Annotated in this window: 18 protein-coding genes; 10 read left to right on the top strand and 8 right to left on the bottom strand. The window is 68.4% G+C overall.

The window, feature by feature from the left end:
- Positions 1-16: 16 nt before the first annotated feature.
- Together G6N57_RS19290 and G6N57_RS19285 are read left to right on the top strand one after the other, a co-directional pair.
- On the top strand, positions 17-523 hold the full coding sequence (locus G6N57_RS19290) for a ribonuclease FAU-1 family protein (RefSeq protein ID WP_174814575.1): 507 nt from the start codon (positions 17-19) through the stop codon (positions 521-523).
- A gap of 11 nt (positions 524-534) precedes the next feature.
- Positions 535-1,110 carry a hypothetical protein gene (locus G6N57_RS19285; RefSeq protein WP_077741006.1) on the top strand — a complete coding sequence of 192 codons (576 nt, stop codon included), beginning with the start codon at positions 535-537 and terminating at the stop codon, positions 1,108-1,110.
- Positions 1,111-1,113: 3 nt separating this feature from the next.
- Here G6N57_RS19285 and G6N57_RS19280 read toward each other — a convergent pair whose 3' ends face one another.
- The 3 genes from G6N57_RS19280 to rpsA form a co-directional block, all read right to left on the bottom strand.
- Positions 1,114-1,848: a FadR/GntR family transcriptional regulator gene (locus tag G6N57_RS19280; RefSeq protein ID WP_077741007.1), complete on the bottom strand. Its 735-nt coding sequence runs from the start codon at positions 1,846-1,848 to the stop codon at positions 1,114-1,116.
- 104 nt (positions 1,849-1,952) lie between these two features.
- Positions 1,953-3,116, bottom strand: a complete 1,164-nt coding sequence (coaE, locus tag G6N57_RS19275) for a dephospho-CoA kinase (protein WP_077741008.1) — start codon at positions 3,114-3,116, stop codon at positions 1,953-1,955.
- Positions 3,117-3,191: 75 nt separating this feature from the next.
- Entirely contained in the window at positions 3,192-4,631 is a 1,440-nt protein-coding gene (gene rpsA / locus G6N57_RS19270) for a 30S ribosomal protein S1 (RefSeq protein WP_003884756.1), read from the bottom strand.
- A 227-nt stretch (positions 4,632-4,858) separates the two neighbouring features.
- Here rpsA and G6N57_RS19265 point away from each other — a divergent pair, with 227 nt between their 5' ends.
- Both G6N57_RS19265 and G6N57_RS19260 read left to right on the top strand, forming a co-directional pair.
- Positions 4,859-6,049: a PrsW family intramembrane metalloprotease gene (locus G6N57_RS19265; RefSeq protein ID WP_077741979.1), complete on the top strand. Its 1,191-nt coding sequence runs from the start codon at positions 4,859-4,861 to the stop codon at positions 6,047-6,049.
- A 5-nt stretch (positions 6,050-6,054) separates the two neighbouring features.
- Positions 6,055-6,690 carry a LysE family translocator gene (locus G6N57_RS19260; protein ID WP_097925886.1) on the top strand — a complete coding sequence of 212 codons (636 nt, stop codon included), beginning with the start codon at positions 6,055-6,057 and terminating at the stop codon, positions 6,688-6,690.
- An 18-nt stretch (positions 6,691-6,708) separates the two neighbouring features.
- Here G6N57_RS19260 and polA read toward each other — a convergent pair whose 3' ends face one another.
- Positions 6,709-9,447 carry a DNA polymerase I gene (polA, locus tag G6N57_RS19255; protein WP_077741980.1) on the bottom strand — a complete coding sequence of 913 codons (2,739 nt, stop codon included), beginning with the start codon at positions 9,445-9,447 and terminating at the stop codon, positions 6,709-6,711.
- Positions 9,448-9,457: 10 nt separating this feature from the next.
- Positions 9,458-10,345: a LysR family transcriptional regulator gene (locus G6N57_RS19250; RefSeq protein WP_097925885.1), complete on the bottom strand. Its 888-nt coding sequence runs from the start codon at positions 10,343-10,345 to the stop codon at positions 9,458-9,460.
- Positions 10,346-10,415: 70 nt separating this feature from the next.
- Between G6N57_RS19250 and G6N57_RS19245 the strand changes: the two genes are divergently transcribed.
- From G6N57_RS19245 to G6N57_RS19235, 3 genes are read left to right on the top strand one after another with little or no spacing between them, the layout of a single operon-like run.
- On the top strand, positions 10,416-11,546 hold the full coding sequence (locus tag G6N57_RS19245) for an FAD-dependent monooxygenase (protein ID WP_077741011.1): 1,131 nt from the start codon (positions 10,416-10,418) through the stop codon (positions 11,544-11,546).
- The gene (locus tag G6N57_RS19240; RefSeq protein WP_077741012.1) at positions 11,543-12,208 is read left to right on the top strand and encodes an alpha/beta fold hydrolase; all 666 of its coding nucleotides are present in this window, start codon (positions 11,543-11,545) and stop codon (positions 12,206-12,208) included. The genes G6N57_RS19245 and G6N57_RS19240 overlap by 4 nt, the downstream gene beginning before the upstream one ends.
- A 37-nt stretch (positions 12,209-12,245) precedes the next feature.
- Complete coding sequence (locus tag G6N57_RS19235; RefSeq protein ID WP_077741013.1) at positions 12,246-13,352, top strand: ABC transporter substrate-binding protein; 1,107 nt, start codon at positions 12,246-12,248, stop codon at positions 13,350-13,352.
- Here G6N57_RS19235 and G6N57_RS19230 read toward each other — a convergent pair.
- Together G6N57_RS19230 and G6N57_RS19225 are read right to left on the bottom strand one after the other, a co-directional pair.
- Positions 13,285-14,778: an FAD-dependent monooxygenase gene (locus G6N57_RS19230; RefSeq protein WP_077741014.1), complete on the bottom strand. Its 1,494-nt coding sequence runs from the start codon at positions 14,776-14,778 to the stop codon at positions 13,285-13,287. The genes G6N57_RS19235 and G6N57_RS19230 overlap by 68 nt on opposite strands.
- Positions 14,775-15,344, bottom strand: a complete 570-nt coding sequence (locus tag G6N57_RS19225; RefSeq protein WP_077741015.1) for a TetR/AcrR family transcriptional regulator — start codon at positions 15,342-15,344, stop codon at positions 14,775-14,777. The genes G6N57_RS19230 and G6N57_RS19225 overlap by 4 nt, the downstream gene beginning before the upstream one ends.
- A gap of 109 nt (positions 15,345-15,453) precedes the next feature.
- Between G6N57_RS19225 and G6N57_RS19220 the strand changes: the two genes are divergently transcribed.
- The 3 genes from G6N57_RS19220 to G6N57_RS19210 all read left to right on the top strand — a co-directional run bounded on the left by G6N57_RS19220 (position 15,454) and on the right by G6N57_RS19210 (position 17,433).
- The gene (locus G6N57_RS19220) at positions 15,454-15,918 is read left to right on the top strand and encodes a Zn-ribbon domain-containing OB-fold protein (protein ID WP_077741016.1); all 465 of its coding nucleotides are present in this window, start codon (positions 15,454-15,456) and stop codon (positions 15,916-15,918) included.
- Positions 15,918-17,117 carry a lipid-transfer protein gene (locus tag G6N57_RS19215; protein WP_003884768.1) on the top strand — a complete coding sequence of 400 codons (1,200 nt, stop codon included), beginning with the start codon at positions 15,918-15,920 and terminating at the stop codon, positions 17,115-17,117. Before G6N57_RS19220 ends, G6N57_RS19215 begins: the two co-directional genes overlap by 1 nt.
- A gap of 88 nt (positions 17,118-17,205) precedes the next feature.
- The gene (locus tag G6N57_RS19210) at positions 17,206-17,433 is read left to right on the top strand and encodes a DUF167 domain-containing protein (protein ID WP_075919992.1); all 228 of its coding nucleotides are present in this window, start codon (positions 17,206-17,208) and stop codon (positions 17,431-17,433) included.
- 85 nt (positions 17,434-17,518) lie between these two features.
- On the opposite strand, the gene G6N57_RS19205 is transcribed toward G6N57_RS19210, so the two are convergent.
- A complete protein-coding gene (locus tag G6N57_RS19205) occupies positions 17,519-19,525 on the bottom strand; it encodes a DUF7064 domain-containing protein (RefSeq protein WP_077741017.1) in 2,007 nt (668 codons plus the stop codon).
- Positions 19,526-19,568: the final 43 nt, after the last annotated feature.

Below are 19,568 nucleotides of genomic sequence, written 5' to 3'. Positions count from 1 at the left end.
CGCGTAGGCTTGGCCCATCCACCCGCCCAAGCACGAGACATTCGACCTGGTGGCCCGCACGAACACCGACCCTAAAGGCATCGTGCGGGCCGTCGACGTCTACACCGTCGAGCCCTGGGGCCTCTACATGGCCCGGCCGACGCCCGGCCGGGCCCAGTTCCACTACCTGGAGTCCTGGTTGCTGCCGTCCCTCGGGCTGCGGGCCAGCGTGTTCCATTTCAACCCCGGCCACGAGCGTGACCAGGACTTCTACCTCGACATCGGCAGCTACACCGCGGGTCCGAGCGCCTGGCATTCCGAGGACCACTACCTGGACCTGGTGATCCGCACCGGGCGCGGCGTCGAGCTGTGTGACGTCGACGAGTTGCTCACCGCCGTGCGGCACGGTCTGCTCAGCCCGGAGGTCGGCGAGCAGGCGGTGCAAACCGCGGCCGGCGCGATCGAGGGCCTGGCGAGCTGCGGCTATCAGCTTGATCGGTGGTTGTCCGGCAACGGAATGGCCCTCACGTGGAGAGACGCGTAAGGTCGGGATTCATGAGTTCAGCTAAGTACGCCTGGGGAGTCCTCCCCGCGCTGGCAGGACTGCTCACCGGCGCACTGTTGATCCCCGCTGCGGCACACGCCGACCCCGAGGCACCGCCCCAGGTCGAGCCGCTGCCCGACCAGCAGCTCCACAACGTCACCTACCGCGCACGGATCGACGGCGTGTCGCGTAACGCGACCATCGCCTACAAGATCGACGACCAGAACATCAACACCGCCGACCCGTCGATGCTGCCGGGCCGCATCTTCGAAGCCACCGGCGTGGTCTCCAATCCGCAGACCGCCGGCATGGCGGTCCGGATCGACTGGCCGTACTCGGCGAACCTGCACTGCGAGATCCTGGTGGACGACCAGGTCGTCGCCCAGGCCGACACGTTCGTCGGCCCGCGGCTCACCCGTCCCAAGGACGATCCGAACTACGGCAGCCTGCCCTGCGGCGCACCGCTGAACAACTCGGTGCCGGGCACCATCCCCGACGCCGTTCCGCCCGGATCGGATACCGCGCTGCCTGCGCCCGTCGATCCGGCGGCCCCGGCACCGGAGGAACCCGCGCCGCCTGCCGCCTGAGCGTCAGCGCTTCAGCCAGGACTCGACCGTGTGCCGGGTGTCATCGATGTGGGCCGCCATCTGCGCGGCGGCCAACTCGGGATCACGGTTCTCGATCGCTTCGAGGATCGCCTCGTGGTAGTCGTTGGCGTTGGGCTCCAGACGTCCGAAGATGGCACCGACCGGTAGCCACATCCGCCGGCGGGCGTCGGCCACCGCCTCCAGCAGCCGGTCATTCTGCGAAGCCTGGGCGATGCCGAGGTGAAACGCCGAGTCCAGCGTCTGGAAGTCCGTGGTGTGCCGGGCCGACGGCTCATCCATCCCGACCCGCAGCGCGGACTCCATGCCTTTGAGCAGCTTGCGTAGCTCGGTGACATCGGTGGCGCGGCGGCGCTCGGCGGCCAGCCGGGTGGCTCCCGTCTCGACGATGATGCGGTAGTCGAACGCATCGCGGACCTCACGCTTGTTGCGGCGCAGCTCGCGGCGCATCTCGGCCGGGTCGTACTGCGGCGCCTGGACCGTGAACCCACCGCCCCGGCCACGCCGCACGGTGATCAGGCCCTCCTTCTCGAGGACGGCCACGGCCGCGCGCACGGTCGTGCGCGAGACGTCGAGCATGTCCGAGAGTTCGCGTTCGGTGGGCAGCCGATCGCCGGGCCGGAACTGACCGAGTTCCAACGCCCGCCGCATCTGGTCTACGACCAGCTCGTGGGCCGCGATCTGACGAACCGGGACCAACGCCGTTTTGGCTGGTGACATGCGTCCCCCCTTCGGACGCTTCGAACGCTACCGCACGGCGTGCGAGCAGCCCAGACACGTGCCCGCTGGTCGGCCAGGTGCGAAAACCGGTGCGGCTCAGCGCCCTAGGGCTGCCAATCCGTCGCCTCTGCCCACTTCTGGGCGCGCCGGTAGGCATCCAGGAACCACGGCTCCTTGGCCACGGCGTAGTCCGGTGTGGCCATCGCGGCCCGCTTGGCGGCCAGATAGTCGGCCTGTACGCCCGGGTTGGCCCGCAGCCAGTCGACGAACATCAGCGCGAACCGCTGATTGGGCCGGCCGTCCACCCGGATGTGCACGTTGGTCGGCCGGCCCGGGTCCGCCGAGGCATGGAAACGCTTGTGCCACAACGCCGGATCGTCATCATGCGGAGTGTCGGCGGTAATCCCCGGCACCACCGGATAACCGGCCGTCAACAGCGCGTCGGCGAGTTCGTCGGCGACCGCCAGGGACGCCACGGTCACCTGTACGTCGATGACATCCTTGGCGTCCATCCCGGGCACGGCGGTCGATCCGATGTGGTCGATGCGTACCGCACGATGTCCACATGCGGTGTTCAGCCGGGCCAGGATCCGTCGGGCCTGATCCGGCCACGTCGGGTCATAAGGCACCACGACGGGCTCGCGCCGGGCCGGCTGCCGGATCTGCAGGTTGTGCGCGAACGGCAGGATCCGCTCGTGCCAGAGGGCACGGGCCGCTTCCACTACGGCGCCGGGGCTGCCCGAATTGTCCAGCCACACATCGGCGACCGCGCGGCGCTGCTCCTCGGTGGCCTGCGCGGCGATCCGGGCGCGAGCATCTTCCTCGGTGAATCCGCGGTACTCGATGAGCCGCTTGACGCGGATCTCCGGGTCGGCGTTGACCACGATGACCAACGGGAACATCGGCGCCATCTGAGATTCCACCAGCAGCGGGATGTCCTCGACGATCACCGCGTCTTCGTGCGCCGCCGCAATGAGTTCCGATCGGCGGTGCGCCACCAGCGGATGCACGATGCCGTTCAGGGTGGCGCGCTTCTCGTCGTCGCTGAACGCGACGGCGGCGAGTGCGGGACGGTTCAACGCCCCCTCGGGGAGCAGGATCCCCTCACCGAACGCCTCGACCAGCTTGGCCAGACCCTCGGTTCCGGGTTCGACCACCTCACGCGCGATGACGTCGCCGTCGACGACGATGCCGCCGAGATCGCTGAATGTGGCCGACACTGTTGACTTCCCGGCGCCGATACCGCCGGTTAACCCGATGCGAAGCACGCCCCACAGTCTGACAGGCCCCCCGAACGACGAACGCCCCGACCCAAAGGGCCGGGGCGTTCGTTGCAGTACTACTTAGGCGTTGCCTGCGAGCTTCTCGCGCAGAGCGGCGAGCTGTGCATCGCTGGCCAGCGTGCCACCGGTGGACTCCTCCGACCGCGAGGACCCGTTGGACACCGGACGGGCAGCTTCCTCGGCCTCGGCCGCGGCGAACTTCTCCATCTGGGTGGTGTGCATCTTGTGCCGGCGCTCGGCCTCGGCGTAGCGGGCCTCCCACTCCTCCCGCTGCTTGTCGAAGCCTTCGAGCCATTCGTTGGTCTCGGCGTCGAAGCCCTCGGGGAAGATGTAGTTGCCCTGCTCGTCGTAGCTGTCGGCCATGCCGTACTTCGACGGGTCGAACTCTTCGGTGTAGTCCTCGTTGGCCTGCTTGAGGCTCAGCGAGATCCGGCGACGCTCCAGGTCGATGTCGATGACCTTGACCATCGCGTCGTCGCCGACCTGGACCACCTGGTCCGGGACCTCGACGTGGCGCTCGGACAGCTCCGAGATGTGCACCAGACCCTCGATGCCCTCCTCGACGCGGACGAACGCACCGAACGGCACCAGCTTGGTGACCTTGCCCGGCACGATCTGGCCGATCGCGTGGGTGCGGGCGAAGTGACGCCACGGATCTTCCTGAGTCGCCTTGAGCGACAGCGAAACCCGCTCGCGATCCATGTCGACGTCGAGCACCTCGACGGTGACCTCGTCGCCCACCTGAACCACCTCGGACGGGTGATCGATGTGCTTCCAGGACAGCTCGGAGACGTGCACCAGACCGTCGACGCCGCCGAGATCGACGAAGGCGCCGAAGTTGACGATCGAGGAGACGACACCCTTGCGGATGGCGCCCTTCTGCAGCTGGTTGAGGAACTCGCTGCGCACCTCGGACTGGGTCTGCTCCAGCCAGGCGCGGCGGCTCAGCACCACGTTGTTGCGGTTCTTGTCCAGCTCGATGATCTTGGCCTCGATCTCCTTGCCGATGTACGGCTGCAGATCGCGGACGCGACGCATCTCGACCAGGGAGGCGGGCAGGAAGCCGCGCAGGCCGATGTCGAGGATCAGGCCGCCCTTGACGACCTCGATGACGGTGCCCTTGACGGCCTCGTCCTTCTCCTTGAGCTCTTCGATGGTGCCCCAAGCCCGCTCGTACTGTGCGCGCTTCTTGGACAGGATCAGGCGGCCTTCTTTGTCCTCCTTGGTGAGAACGAGGGCCTCGACTTCATCGCCCACGGAAACGACCTCGTTGGGGTCGACGTCGTGCTTGATGGAAAGTTCGCGCGAAGGAATGACACCTTCGGTCTTGTAGCCGATGTCGAGCAGGACCTCATCGCGGTCCACCTTGACGATGGTCCCTTCGACGATGTCGCCATCGTTGAAGTATTTGATGGTCTTGTCGATGGCGGCGAGGAAATCCTCCGCGGAGCCGATGTCGTTGACGGCAACTTGCGGGGACGTGACGGAGGGACTTGGCATGTGGTGGGTTGCTCCGGACAGGTTTACTCGTAGGGACAGTTGTATTGCTGTTATTGCGGTAGTGCCGATCCATGACGCGTCGAGCTGCGTACACAGATACGTAACGAGGGTACTCGACCAGGCACACGCAGGACAAACCGCCCCCGCAGCGGGGGTGGCCGGGGCTTGCCGGGCGGTCGCCCGATTTTGTGCCCGGAATCGAGTGCGCCCGCGGCTACGCTCTGCAGGTGGCGTACTACCCGACCCCCGGACCGACCCATCGGCAGTGGTTTCCGGTCACCGCTCCATTGCCGAGGCCGGTTCGCAAGGTCGGCGCCCCGCTGGCCGCGATCATCGCCTGCGGCGTCGTCATCGGGGCACTGGTACTGCTGTTCACCGCGCTCAACCCGGCCGGCGCGATCATCGGTTTCACCCTGTCCAGCATCGTGATGACCGGGGCCGTGTTCGCGTACCTGTGGCTGGACCGGTGGGAACCCGAACCGCCCCGGCTGCTGCTGCTCGCCTTCGGCTGGGGTGCCGCGGTGGCGGTCGTGCTGTCCCTGATCCTGAGCCTGTTCACCGATGCGCTGCTGGCGCCCGGTGTCGACTCGGCTGAATCGGCCCACAGCTTCGCCTCGGTGGCGATCCGGGCACCGTTCATCGAGGAGGCCGCCAAGGGCCTGTTCCTGCAGATCATGATGACCGGGCGGCGCCGCAACGAGCTCAACTCACTGACCGACTGCCTGGTGTACGCAGGCCTGGTCGGCATCGGTTTCGCCTGGCTGGAAGACATCATGTACATCTCCAGCGCCGACTCACTGGCCGGGTCGCTCGTCACCGCCGCGATGCGCCTCATCATGGCCCCGTTCGCCCACTCGCTGTTCACCACGATGACCGCCATCGGGGTGTACTTCGCGCTGCAACGGCGCAGCGCCGGCGCCAAGATTCTGTACATCCTGGCCGGATATCTCGGCGCGGTGTTCATGCACGGACTGTGGAACGGTTCGTCGCTGGTGGGAGCCGGGACCTACTTCATCGTGTACGTGGTCTGGATGGTGCCGATCTTCGTCATCATGATCGTGGTCGCGGTCACCAGTCGCCGCCGCGAGCAGCGCGTGGTGGCCGCCAAACTGCCTGGCATGGTCGCCGCTGGCCTGATCACCCCCAACGAGGCCACCTGGCTCGGGGCGTTGAAGACCCGCCATGCGGCGATCAAGCAGGCCACGCTCGCCGGCGGACGGCCAGCGGGCAAGGCGGTCGCGGCGTTCGCCGCCGCGGTCGTCGAGCTGGCCTTCGTCCGCGACCGCATCGACCGCGGCTTCGGCGATGCCCAGGTGTACGCGCTGCAGCAGGAAGAGGTCTACTCCGTGACCGCCGCACGGTCGGCCGCGCCGATCCTGCACTGGATGGCCAACTATCAGGCGCCTGTGCGTTACTGACATCCATGCTCGCCCACATCCTCGACGTACTGCCTGCCTTCCTGGTCGCGTCGGTGATCCTTGCCGCGCTGCCCGGTCCGGCGACTGCGCTGTTCCTGCACCGCTCGGTGCGTGACGGCAGATCCGCGGGGCTGGCGGCGGTGGTCGGCAACGAGATCGGCATCTGCGGCTGGACCCTGGCCGGCGGCGGCGGACTGTCGATCCTGCTGACCGCCAACCACTGGCTGTCACTGGCGCTGCACATCGTCGGGGCCGCGATCCTGGTCTGGCTCGGTGTCAGCGCCTGGCGCAGCGCGAAGCACCCGGCCGGCATGGACGTGGCACTGCCGCCACGCGGCCGCACCCCGGCGGCGGCGTTCCGCGCGGCCCTGCTGTCCATCGCCGCCAACCCGAAGGCGGCGGCCTTCGGCATCGTCGTACTCCCCCAGTTCCTGCCCACCACCGGCCCGGTGCTGCCGACTCTGCTGGTGCTCGCCGCCATTCAGCTGGTGATCGACACGTCGTGGTGCGTCGGTGTCGTCGTGGCCGCCGACCGGGCCCGAAACGTCCTCAACCGCACCCACATCCGTCGCCGGATCGAACGCGTGATGGGGGCCGCGCTGATCGCACTGGGTGTGGGGCTGGGCGCCGACGCCCGCTAGCCGGCGCCCGATGGGCGGCTAGTGCGCCGCGGCGTCCCAGCTGGGGCCGTACCCCACCGATACCTCCAGCGGCACGTCCAGCGGGTAGGCGTTGCCCATGTGCTCGCGGACCAGCGCCTCCAAGGTGTCCCGCTCCCCCTCGGCCACCTCGAACAACAGCTCGTCGTGGACCTGCAGGAGCATCCGGGACTTCAGCCCGGCGTCCTTGATCGCCGCGTCGACGTTGATCATCGCCACCTTGATGATGTCGGCGGCGCTGCCCTGGATCGGCGCGTTCAGGGCGGCCCGCTCGGCCGCCTCGCGCACGTTGCGGTTGGTGCTGTCGAGCTCCGGCAGGTAGCGACGACGGCCCAGCACCGTCGAGGTGAACCCGTCCTTGCGGGCCTGGTCGACCACGTCACGCAGGTAGTCGCGTACCCCGCCGAACCGGTCGAAGTACTGCTCCATCTGCACCTTGGCCTCTTCGGTGGAGATCTTGAGCTGGCTGGCCAACCCGTAGGCGCTCAGCCCGTAGGCCAGCCCGTAGGACATCGCCTTGACCCGGCGCCGCAGCTCCGGGGTCACCTCGTCGATGGGCACCGAGAAGGCCCGCGACGCCACGAACGAGTGCAGGTCCTCACCGGTGTTGAACGCTTCGATGAGGCCTTCGTCCCGGGACAGGTGCGCCATGATCCGCATCTCGATCTGGCTGTAGTCGGCGGTCATCAGCTCGGCATACGGTCCGTCCGGACCCTGGCCGACGACGAACGCGTCGCGGATGCGACGACCCGCCTCGGTACGGATCGGGATGTTCTGCAGGTTGGGCTCGGTCGACGAGAGCCGGCCGGTCGCCGCGATGGTCTGGTTGAAGGTGGTGTGGATGCGGCCGTCGGAGGCGACCGAGTTGAGCAGGCCGTCGACCGTGACCTTGAGCCGGGTGGCGTCACGGTGGGCCAGTAGGTGCTGCAGGAACGGGTGCCCGGTCTTGTCGAACAGGGACTGCAGCGCATCCGCGTCGGTGGTGTAACCGGTCTTGGTGCGTTTGGTCTTCGGCATCTCGAGTTCGTCGAACAGCACCACCTGCAGCTGCTTGGGCGACCCGAGGTTGATCTGCTTGCCGATCACCGCATAGGCGGCCTCGGCGGCGTCGCGGATCTGATCGGCGAACTCGCTCTGCAGCTCCTGCAGCTTGTCCAGGTCGACGGCGATGCCGATGGACTCCATCTGGGCCAGCGCCCGCTGCACCGGCAGCTCCATCCGGCCCAGCAGTGACGACGAGTCGATACGGGCCAGTTCCTCGTCCAGCGCGTCGGCGAGGTCCAGCACCGCGCAGGCCCGCAGGATCAGCGTCTGCACCGCCTGCTCGTCGACGCCGTCCGAATCGTCCAGAAGCGAAAGCTGTTGCTGCTCAGGCGTTTCGGCCCGCAGCTCACGGCGCAGGTAGCGCACCGCCAGGTCGTCGAGTGCGAAGCTGCGCTGGCCCGGACGCACCAGATAGGCGGCCAGCGCGGTGTCGGAGGTGACGCCGCGCAGCGTCCAGCCCCGGCCGGCCAGATCATGCATGGCCAGTTTCGCCTCGTGCAGCGCCTTCGGCGGGCCGGGATCCCCCAGCCACCGCGCCAGCGCCTCCTCGTCCTCAGGGGTCAGCGTGGCGGTGTCGATGTAACGCCCGTCGCCGTCGGCCGCCACGATGGCCAGCGCGGTGGCGTCGGCGTCGTAGGCCAGGTGGGTGCCGACCACGGCCAGGCCGAACCGGTTGCCCAGGCTGTGCTCGGCGAGCCACGCCGCGAGCTCTCCTGGTTCCAGCGCCCGGCCACGGACGTCGAACCCGTGCTCGACCTCCGGCTCGGAGGCGACCAGGGTCTCGAACAGCCGGTCCCGCAGGACGCGGAATTCCAGGTCGTCGAACAGCCGGTGGATCTGGTCGCGGTTCCAGGGCTGCATCCGCAGCGTGTCCGGCGTCTGGGCCAGGGGTACGTCGCGCACCAGATCGGTCAGCTCACGGTTGAGCACCACGCTGGACAGGTTGGCCCGCAGCGAGTCGCCCACCTTGCCCTTGACCTTCTCGACGTTGTCGACCAGTGACTGCAGCGAGCCGTACTCGACGATCCACTTGGTCGCCGTCTTCTCCCCGACCCCGGGGATGCCGGGCAGGTTGTCGCTCGGGTCCCCACGCAGGGCCGCGAAATCCGGATACTGCGTCGGGGTCAGCCCGTACTTCTCCACCACCGCGTCCGGGGTGAACCGGGTCAGCTCGCTGACCCCCTTGCGCGGGTAGAGCACGGTGACGTTGTCGGTGACCAACTGCAGCGAGTCACGGTCGCCGGTGACCACCAGCACCCGATAGCCCTCCTGCTCGGCCTGGGTGGCCAGCGTCGCGATGATGTCGTCGGCCTCGAAGCCCGGCTCGGCCAGCGCGGTGATGCCAAGAGCGCCGAGCACCTCCTTGGTGATGTCGATCTGCCCGCGGAACTCGTCGGGCGTGGCGGACCGGCCTTCCTTGTACTCCGGGTACTTGTCCTTGCGGAAGGTCTGGCGCGACACGTCGAACGCGGCCGCCACGTGGCTGGGCTGCTCGTCCCGCAGCAGGTTGATCAACATCGAGGTGAACCCGTAGACCGCATTGGTGGTCAGCCCGCCCTGGGTCTTGAAATTCTCGGCGGGCAGCGCGTAAAACGCCCGGAAAGCCAGCGAATTGCCATCGAGAAGCATCAATGTGGGTTTGTCGTCGGCGGTCGGGTTCGGCGCGTTCTTCGTCTCGGTCTTCGCGGGGCTCACGGCCCTCACTCTATGCGGGGCCACCGACGCGCAGACGGCGACGAGCCATCTCGATCAAGACCTTGGCGGCCGGGCTCATCGGGCCCTGCACCCGCCACGCGAACACCAGCCGGCCGCGCAGCTCGGGCGTGATGGGCAGCGGGTGCAGCGCCGGGCGGGTGATGGCCACGGATTCCGGCAACACCGCGACTCCGAGCCCACGCTCGGCGAGCTCGGCCAACGCATTCGGGGTACTCGCCTCGAAGGCGACGCGTACCGCCACCCCGGACGCACGGCAGGCCTGGTCGAACTGGTGGCGGATCCCGGCGCCGCTCGGCAGGGCGATGATCGGGTGGTCCACGAGATCACGCAGCGCGACACGGTGTCGCCGACCCCACGGATGGTCGTCCGCCACGGCGGCGACGATGCGCTGATCGGTCACCACCTCGGCAGCCAAACCGGCAGGCAGTTCGGCGCCCACCGACACGATGGCCACATCGAGGCGTCCCGAACGCAGACCGTCCAGCAGTGCGTCGGACTCGTCGGTGGTCAGGGTGATGTCGACCAGCGGGTGCGCGGCGTGGAACTGGGCCAGCAGATCCGGCATGTCGAAGTCATGGGCCGTCACGGTGCCCACCACCACCGAACCCCGCACCAGCGCGCCGAGTTCGTCGACGGCAGTGCGGGCCGCGGTTACCGCGGCCAGCGCCGCCCGGGCGTGCGGCAGCACCGCCGCGCCGGCAGCGGTCAGCCGCACCGCCCGGCGGCTGCGGTCGAACAGCTCATGGCCGAGTTCGCGTTCCAGATGCCGGATCTGCGCGCTGACTGCAGGTTGCGCGACGTGAACACGCTCGGCGGCACGGGTGAAGTTGGCTTCCTCGGCCACCGCGACGAAGTATTCGAGCTGGCGCAATTCCATAAGAAATCACAATAGTTTGTGGAATGACTATGTATTGGACTTATCATTCGACGCTGACCAGGCTGGAGTCATGTCCACAGACCCCATCGTCATCGCCGGCGCCGGAATCGGCGGCCTCAGCACCGCACTCGCGCTGCACGCCAAGGGCTTCCAGGTCACAGTCCTGGAGAGCGCCCGGGAACTGCGGGCCCTCGGCGTCGGCATCAACCTGTTGCCCCACGCGGTACGCGAACTCTCCGAACTCGGCCTGGGCGAGGCCCTACTGGCCATGTCCGCGACCCCCGCCGTGATCGATTTCTACCGCTCCGACGGCGCCCTGTTGTTCCGCGAGCCCCGCGGAATCGAAGGCGGCTACGGGTATCCGCAGTGCTCGGTGCATCGCGGACGGCTGCAGATGCTGTTGCTCGAGGCGGTCCGAACCCGGCTGGGTCCCGACGCGGTACGCACCGGCGCCGCGGTCACCGGTTTCGAGGAATCCGACCACCGGGTGCGCGTGGCCACGCACGCAGGTGAGTTCACCGCCGCGGTGTTCGTCGGCGCGGACGGCGTGCACTCCGAGGTGCGCAGGCAGTTGCACCCCGGTCCCGATCCACTGGCCTGGTCGGGCGTGCGGATGTTCCGGGGCGCCGGCCATATTCAGCCGTTTCTCGACGGCCGCACGATGGCCATCGTCAAAGGTGACGACGGGGTCGAACTGGTCACCTACCCCATCGGCGGCGATCAGGTGAACTGGGTGCTGCAGGTCACCGAGGCCGCGCCCGGTCCACTTCCGGGGGATGCGAACTGGAACACCGAGGTCGATCCCGCGACGGTGGCGGCCCGCATGTCGGGCTGGCGGCTGGACTGGCTGGACCCGGCTGAACTGGTCAACCGATCCGAGGCGGTGTTCGAGTATCCGATGGTCGACCGCGAGCCGTTGTCCCGCTGGGGTACTCGACGCGTCACGCTGCTGGGGGACGCCGCGCATCCGATGTACCCCGTCGGCGCCAACGGCGGTTCCCAGGCCATCCTCGACGCCCGCGCCCTCGCCGATGAGCTTGCCGCCGGCCGGGGCGTCGCCGGCTACGAGGCCCGCCGGGTCCCCGAGACCACGGCCGTGGTGCATGCCAATCGCGAGATGCACGCCGGAGATCCCGAGGAGCTGGCCCGCGTCACCGCCGAATATCGGCGAAACACCCTCGCCGACAGGAGTTCCCGATGAGGACCTATGTGCTGGTGCCCGGTGCCTGCCACGGCGGGTGGTGCTTCGACGATCTCGCCGCCGCGTTGCGCGCCGAAGGTCACCGGGTGCTGGCGCCGACGCTGACCGGGGTGGCCGAGCGTGCCCACCTGGCCCATGCCGGGGTCAACCTGGAAACCCACATCACCGATGTGATCGCCGAGATGAGGTCCCGGCAGGTGACCGATACCGTCCTGGTCGGCCACAGTTACGGGGGCATGGTGATCACCGCTGTTGCGGATCGTGTACCGCAGCAGGTTGATTCGCTGGTGTACCTGGATGCGTTCGTGCCGCGCGACGGCGATTCCTGTTGGACCTTGACCAACGACGCACAACGCGAGTGGTACATCGGCGTGGATGCCACGGGTTACGGCGTGCCGCCGCTGCCGTTCTTCGACGCACGCGCGACGGCACACCCGCTGGCATCGCTGCTGCAGCCGATCCGGCTCGGCAACACACCGCCGGATGTCCGCCGGACGTTCGTCTACGCGCAGCGCTGGCCGACCGAATCGCCCTTCGCGCCCACGTACGAGCGGCTGCGGACCGACCCGGCGTGGACGACACATTCGCTCGACGGGGCGCATAACCTCATGCGCGACAACCACGATGACCTGGTCCGGATTCTGCTCGACGCCGCCGGGTAACGGATCGACGCCACGGTGGTCGCGCTAACCTTCCATCGTGCCGCCGTCACCTCCGATCGTGATCGGGCAGGTGACGTCGCTGACCGGCTCGAATTACATGGGTCTGGAAAACCGGGACGGAGCCGAGCTCGCGGTACAGCAGCTCAACGACGCGGGCGGTGTACTCGGTCGCCGCGTGGAGCTGGCGGTCGAGGACGACGAGAGTCTCCCCCCGGGTGCGGTGGCCGCCTACCACCGGTTGGCCGACCGCGGTGTCGCTGCCGTCGTCGGAACATCGTTCTCCAACGCGAGTTTGGCGGTCCTGCCGCACACCGATGAACGCCGGGTGGTGTACGTATCGACCGGAGCCGCGCACACCCAGGTCGATCCCGTCCGTCCGTATGTGTTCATGTCACCGCCGACGGGACATCTGGTCGCCGCCCAGCTTCTCAGATACTGCCGGGATCACGGCCTGACCAGAATCGCGGTCACCTTCGATTCCGACAGCGTGTTCAACCGCGAGGCATGGGCGACGCAGGAAGCCATGTTGGGCCAGTTCGGAATCGAAGCGGCCACCGTCGTGTCGGTCAAGGTCGACACCGAGAATTTCGGACCCGCTGTCGCCGAGGTCGCCGAGAGCGGCGCGCACGCCTTGATGGCATGGGTCACCGGTCCACCCGCGACCGGATTGGCGCTGGCCTTCCGGTCAGCCGGCCTGAGCATTCCGATGGTCGCGGGGCTCGGCGCCGCGAGCCCCAGCTTCGTGACCGAAGTCGGCCCGGGCGCCGACGGCATCGTCGTGGCGACCTCATTGGTGAGTGTGGTGTCGGATCTGCCGCCGTCAGCGACCCGTACTGTCATCGCCGCTCTCACCGAACCGTTCGATATCCGGCACGGCGCACCACCCTCTCAGTTCGCGGTGGACGGATACACCGCCGCGAAGCTGATTGCGGCAGCTGTCGACGCGGCCGGCGATGACGCGCCGCAGGCAGTCCAGCAGGCCATGGACTCACTGACATGCCTCACGCCGGAAGGCGAATACCACTTCTCCCCCACTGACCATTCCGGGCTCGATGCGAATGACGTGGCGATCGCGGTCATTCGAGACGGCCGGTTTCGCCTGACGCCGTGGTCTCGCGACGAGCTGCTCCGACACTTGAAATAGCGGTTGGCGCCTCCCCTGCTCGGCACAGTTGGTCGCGAATGACTTCAGGCCGGGTGCTGATCGCGCCGACGTAGCCGTCGGGGCGGACCAGCACGTAGGAGCCGACGGGCACGTCGTAGTCGGCAGTGACCCCCAGGCTCAGCTGCGGTACCCCGAAATCGACTGGATCGGAGCCGAATTGGAGCACGGTCCAGTGCGGACCGCGGAACACGTCGAACAGTCGGCGGCCGTCCGGCAGCAGACCGTCGGGAGCCCGGTCTCCGGCGCGCAGAGCACCGACCGGATCTGTGTCGACGGCGAGCGGGCCACCGCGGTAGTTGATGTCCAACTGGTGGATGGCCGCCGGCGCCGGCCCCGCCGCGCCGAACCCCTGGCGATGCAACAGGCCGCTGAGGTGCAGCACGTCGGCGGCCACCGGCAGACGTTCCGCCTCATAGCTGTCCAGCAGGGCCTCGGGCGCTCCGGCCGACACCGCGGCCAGCTTCCAGCCGAGGTTGTAGGCATCCTGCACCCCGGTGTTGACGCCCTGTCCCCCAGCCGGTGAATGCACGTGGGCCGCGTCCCCGGCGAGGAGCACTCGCCCCATCCGGAAGCGTTGCGCCATGAGCAGGTTCACCCCATACAGCGAGATCCAGCGCAGATCCGACAGCCTCACGTCGTCTCGACCCGACCGTTGTTCGAGCACCGCCTGCATGCCGTCGAGGGTCAGCGCGGGAACCTCGTCGCCCGGCGCCATCGTCACCACCAGCTGGTAGTGCTCACTGCCCGGCAGGTTCCACAGCGAGAACCGGGTGGACTGGTCGCCGTCCCGGGTCAGCAGGTGGCAACACCGGCCGTCGAGGCCGGAGGCCCGCACGTCGCCCACGATGATGCGTTCCTCGGTGAGCGCACCGCCCAGGAAGTCGACACCGGATGCCTTGCGGACCGTGCTACGGCCGCCGTCGGCGCCGACCAGGTAGTCGGCATTGATGGGACCCCGACTCGTCTGCACCGTGACGCCGTCGCTGTCTTGCGTGAAACCTGTTACCTCGGTGCCGAATTCGATGGCCCCGCCGAGTTCGGCGAACCGCGCCGCCAGGATCTGGTCGGTGCGCCACTGCGGGATCAGCCAGGTGTCCGGGTACGGCACCGCCGGGGTGGGTTCCAGCTCCGGCAGTCCCAGCAGGTCGTAGATCCGCTTCTGCCAAACCACGTCTGTGCCGCGGTACAGCCGCATGGGCGGAAAGGCCTCACCGGCGGCCAGCACGGCACCGATCACGCCGAGGTCGTCGAAGACCTCCAGGGTGCGCGGTTGCAGCCCCTTACCGCGCGAGCCGGGGAACAGCGCCGCCGCCTTGTCCAGCACCCGGCAGGGCACGCCGCGGCGGGCCAGCTCGATGGCGAGAGTAAGCCCGGTCGGTCCGGCACCGGCGATCACGACGGTCATCGGCCGGCACCTCCGAGCAGCACCAGCAGCACGTCATCGATGAGCCGCGCACTGAATGCCGCGTCGACCGGCAGGTCGAGGTGAACCTGGCGCAGGATCATCGCCTCGGCCACGTCGTGGATGAGCTCGACATCGGTGTCGGCGGCGAGGTCACCCCGGGCGATGGCTCGTCGCAGCGCATCGTGGAACGGCGAGAGCTCCTCTTGGGCGAGGTGTTCGCGGATGGCCTCGGCCAGTTGTGCATCGTGGCGCATCAGCGTCGCGAGTTCCGCGGTCACCCGGGTCAGCGGGTCCGCCACGTCCGCCGCGACGGCCTCCATGACGGCGAACAGGTCGCTGCGCAGCTGCCCGGTATCGGGCACGGACGCGTTGCGGGCGGCGTCCGCGGCGTCCAAGGTGGCGCGGACGAGCTGGGCCTTGTTCGGCCACCTGCGGTAGATGGTGGCCTTGCTGGCACCGGCCCGTGCGGCCACGGCATCAATGGTCAGCGCCTGATATCCGCGGTCCACCAGCAGCTCGGCCGTCGCGGCCAGCACGGCCTGCTCACGCTCCATACCTCGAACCATGCACGAAGAGTACGAAACAGTTTCGTACTCTTCAACCGAAAATCTTGGTCCGCGGGACAAAACTGCAACACGTTTCAGTTCTGCGGTCTTGATCGTTTAGGCTGGCCGCGTGCCAGCAGCATCTTCGCAACCCGCGATCGACGGATGGTTCGCCACCGACGACGCCGGTGCCACCCACCTGATCGGCGGCAAGTGCACCCAGTGCGCCACCTACGTGTTCCCGCCGCGCGAGAACAACTGCCCCAACCCGGCCTGCGACAGCGACACCCTTGACCTGGTTCCGCTGTCCCGCCGCGGAAAGGTGTGGAGCTACACCGAGAATCGGTATCTCCCGCCGTCGCCGTACCCCAAGACCGACCCGTTCGAGCCGTTCGCGATCGCCGCGGTCGAGCTGGCCGACGAAGGTCTGATCGTGCTCGGCAAGGTCGTCGAAGGCACCCTCGCCGCCGACCTCAAGGTCGGCATGGAGATGGAGCTGACCACCATGACGCTCTCCACCGACGACGAGGGCGTCGAGCGCACCACCCACGCCTGGAGGGTTGCGGACGCGAGGAGCAAGGAGGGCACAGCCTGATGAGTCCAGAGCCTTTGTACATCCTCGGCGCGGGCATGCACCCGTGGGGCAAGTGGGGACGCGACTTCACCGAGTACGGCGTCGTCGCCGCGCGGGCCGCCCTGGCCGAGGCCGGCCTGAACGCCCAGCAGATCCAGTTCATCGCCGGTGCCGACACCATCCGCAACGGCTACCCGGGCTTCATCGCCGGGTCGACGTTCGCCCAGAAGCTGGGCTGGAACGGCGTGCCGGTGTCCTCGAGCTACGCGGCCTGCGCATCGGGCTCGCAGGCACTGCAGAGCGCCCGCGCCCAGATCCTGGCCGGATTCTGCGATGTCGCCCTGGTGATCGGCGCCGACACGACGCCCAAGGGTGCGTTCGCGCCCGTCGGCGGCGAGCGCAAGAACGATCCGGACTGGCAGCGCTTCCACCTGCTCGGCGCGATGAACCCGGTGTACTTCGCCCTGCTGGCCCGGCGCCGGATGGATCTGTACGGCGCCACCGCCGAGGACTTCGCCCAGGTGAAGGTGAAGAACTCGCGCCACGGCCTGCAGAACCCGAATGCGCGCTACCGCAAGGAATCCGCGATCGAAGACGTCCTGGCCAGCCCCGTGGTCTCCGACCCCCTGCGCCAGCTCGACATCTGCGCCACCTCCGACGGCGCCGCCGCGCTGATCGTGGCGAGCGCGGACTTCGCCCGCAAGCACCTGGGCTCGCTGGAGGGCGTGCCCTCGGTGCGCGCCATCTCCACCGTGACCCCGCGCTACCCGCAGCACCTGCCCGAATTGCCGGACATCGCAACGGATTCCACCGCCGTCGTGCCGGCTCCGGAGCGGGTGTTCAAGGACCAGATCCTCGACGCGGCCTACGCCGAGGCGGGCATCGGCCCCGAGGACGTCAGCCTGGCCGAGGTCTACGACCTGTCCACCGCGCTCGAGCTGGACTGGTACGAGCACCTGGGCCTGTGCGCCAAGGGTGAAGGCGAGCAGCTGCTGCGTTCGGGCGCGACCACCATCGGCGGCCGCGTCCCGGTCAACCCGTCCGGCGGTCTGGCCTGCTTCGGCGAGGCCATCCCGGCCCAGGCCATCGCGCAGGTGTGCGAGTTGACCTGGCAGCTCAAGGGTCAGGCCACCGGCAGGCAGGTCGAGGGCGCGAAGGTCGGCGTGACCGCCAACCAGGGCCTGTTCGGCCACGGTTCCTCGGTGATCGTCGCCCGGTGATCCCCGTTGCCGCGCGAGCGTGCGTGTCTGCTCCGCGACACGCCGCCGCGCGGCAGCATTTTGCGCACACTCGCGTCACGATGGCGGCGTGAGCGAAACCGTCGCCGTCCGCGTCAAACCCGGCAGCCGCAAAGGCCCGCTGGTCGAGGTCGCCGACGACGGTGAGCTCACCATCTATGTGCAGGAGCGCGCTGTCGACGGCAAGGCCAATGACGCCGTCACCAAACTGCTGGCCCAGCATCTGGGCGTGCCGCGCAGCCGCGTGGAGTTGATCTCCGGAGCGACTGCGCGGCTCAAGCGTTTTCGCATCACCTGATCGCCGGCGAGCGTGCACAGACCGCCGCTCAAACGCGGCGTGTCGGCCGACAGACGCGCACGCTCGCGGTGCAAAGGGGCCTGCGTCAGCCCAGGTTGCGGTTCCACTCCAGCCAGCCGATCCCGGTGCGCCCGTCGGCGGTGCGCACCTTCGCCCAGGCCCGGGGGAACTGACTGACGCGGCCGGCGCCGTCATCTCCCGGAGCCACCAGCAGCACCGGCGCATGGCCCTGGATGTCCACGGTTACCTCGGTGTCGCCGGGTTGCAGCGTGAGTGTGGTCGACACCGGCAGACCGTCGTCGCCGACCGTGTATTGCGCTGTCACTGCCTGCAATTCGACGAGCGGTTGGCCTTCGCGCTGTGAATAGCCGATACCGATCGGCGGCATCCCGGGAATCCGGATGTCCACACCGTGCAGGTGGGTGCCGTCATCGAGGTGGATCGCGCTCCACACCCAGTTCATCGCCCACCAGTCCCGCACACCCCACGAATGGTCCCGCTGGCCCGCGACGGCTTCGACGGTGTGGGTCTGATCGCCGATGATCACCGTCCCCGTCACCGTGCACGGGATCTCGTAGCGCGGGGTGATCCGGTACTGGTACGGGACGCCGGCGGTGTGCCAGGTCAGGTCCAGCGTCACGGAGATGGCCTGCCCCGACTCGCCGCGCAGCAATGCCGACGGGTCGTCGAAAGCCTCGCCGGTGCCCGTGGCGGTCAGGCGGTATACCTCCAGCGGCTCGTCCGGGTGCAGGTTCAGCTCGACCCCCTCCCCCTTGACCGCCGACGGTTCGGCCGGCGGCGCGTGAAAGTCGTTGAGCGCCACGGTCGGAATCCCCGGACCGCAGAACAGGACATTGACCCAGGCGGTGTCCTGGTTGGGGATCAACCCCAGCCGGAACCAGCCGCCGAATCCCGCCTCGGCGTCGACGAAGTCGAAGTACCAGCTCTCGTTCCACAGGTCTTCGCCGGTGGGGGTGTGCGCGAACTCGTCCTCGGCGGCGGGCACCAACGGCTCCGGGATGGCCGGTGGCGCAAGGACATCGAGCGCGTGGGTGTCGAGGACGTGGCTGCAGTGCCGGTCGAGCATCGTCATGAACATCGCGTCGCCGCGTTCGGTACGTTCCACCAGCATCGAGGAGATGATCGCCATCATCACGCCGAAGAAGCTCTGCCTGCGGATGCCGTCGCGCACCTGATCGAGCGTCAGCGCCGAGTCCGGTCCGAGCGCGCGGTGATAGGTCGTCAGCAACTCGTCGTAGTGGGCGCGGCGCTGCTCGACGGGCAGGGCGCAGCCGATGAAGTACGCGACGTCGGTGAACGCCGGTCCTCTGGTGACGGTCTGCCAGTCGACCACGGTCAGCGTCCGGTCCGCGCCCGCATCGCCGAACAGCATGTTGTCGAGCCGGTAGTCGCCGTGCACCAGACCCATCGGCCGCTCGGGCGCGCCCTCGTCGGCCAGGTAGGCGTCGAAACTCTCGACGAGACGTTCGCACACCCGGCGCTGTTCCGGCGTGATCAGGCCCGCGTAGCGCTCGACGAATGCCGCGTACAGGCCGGCGATCAGACCCTGGTTGACCGGGGCCTCACGGTTGAGCCACTCAGCCCGGTTCAGTGCCTCGGCACCCGCCGCCGACCCGTGCATGCGGCCCAGCTCGGTGAGCGCCACCCCAGCCTGTTCGACTGTGGCGCCGCGGATCTCGTCACCCACCACCGCGGGTACGGCATCGCCCAGCAGCAGGTCGAATGCGCCGGTTTGCGTGTCGATCGCGGCGTGGTAGCACGGCGCGACCGGCCAGGGAGCCAGGGCCGGGGCGATATCGGTGTAGAACCGGACCTCACGTTCGTAGAGCCCCAGCGCCAGCCCGGTCTGGCGGCTGTTGGGGTCGGTGGCGGCCACCTTCAGCACCACCGACACCGGGCCCTCGGCGTCCGGCGCGTAGCTCAGCGAAACGCGATAGCACTCGCTCATCTGGCCGGTTCCGATCCGCTCGAAACTGAATCCACTGACCGGGCCGGAACCCAGCGCAGTGGTCAGCCAGTCACAGGTCAGGTCTTCGGGGCGGTCGAGCACGGCGGTCTGAGTCGGTTGCACACAGGCAACGTAGCAGTGTTCCGCATCACATATGACAGGTGTC

The sequence above is a fragment of the Mycolicibacterium boenickei genome, from assembly GCF_010731295.1.
Classification (GTDB): Bacteria; Actinomycetota; Actinomycetes; order Mycobacteriales; family Mycobacteriaceae; genus Mycobacterium; species Mycobacterium boenickei.
Note: the sequence above shows the minus strand (reverse complement) of the source record. Positions and strands in the feature narration are given on the sequence as shown.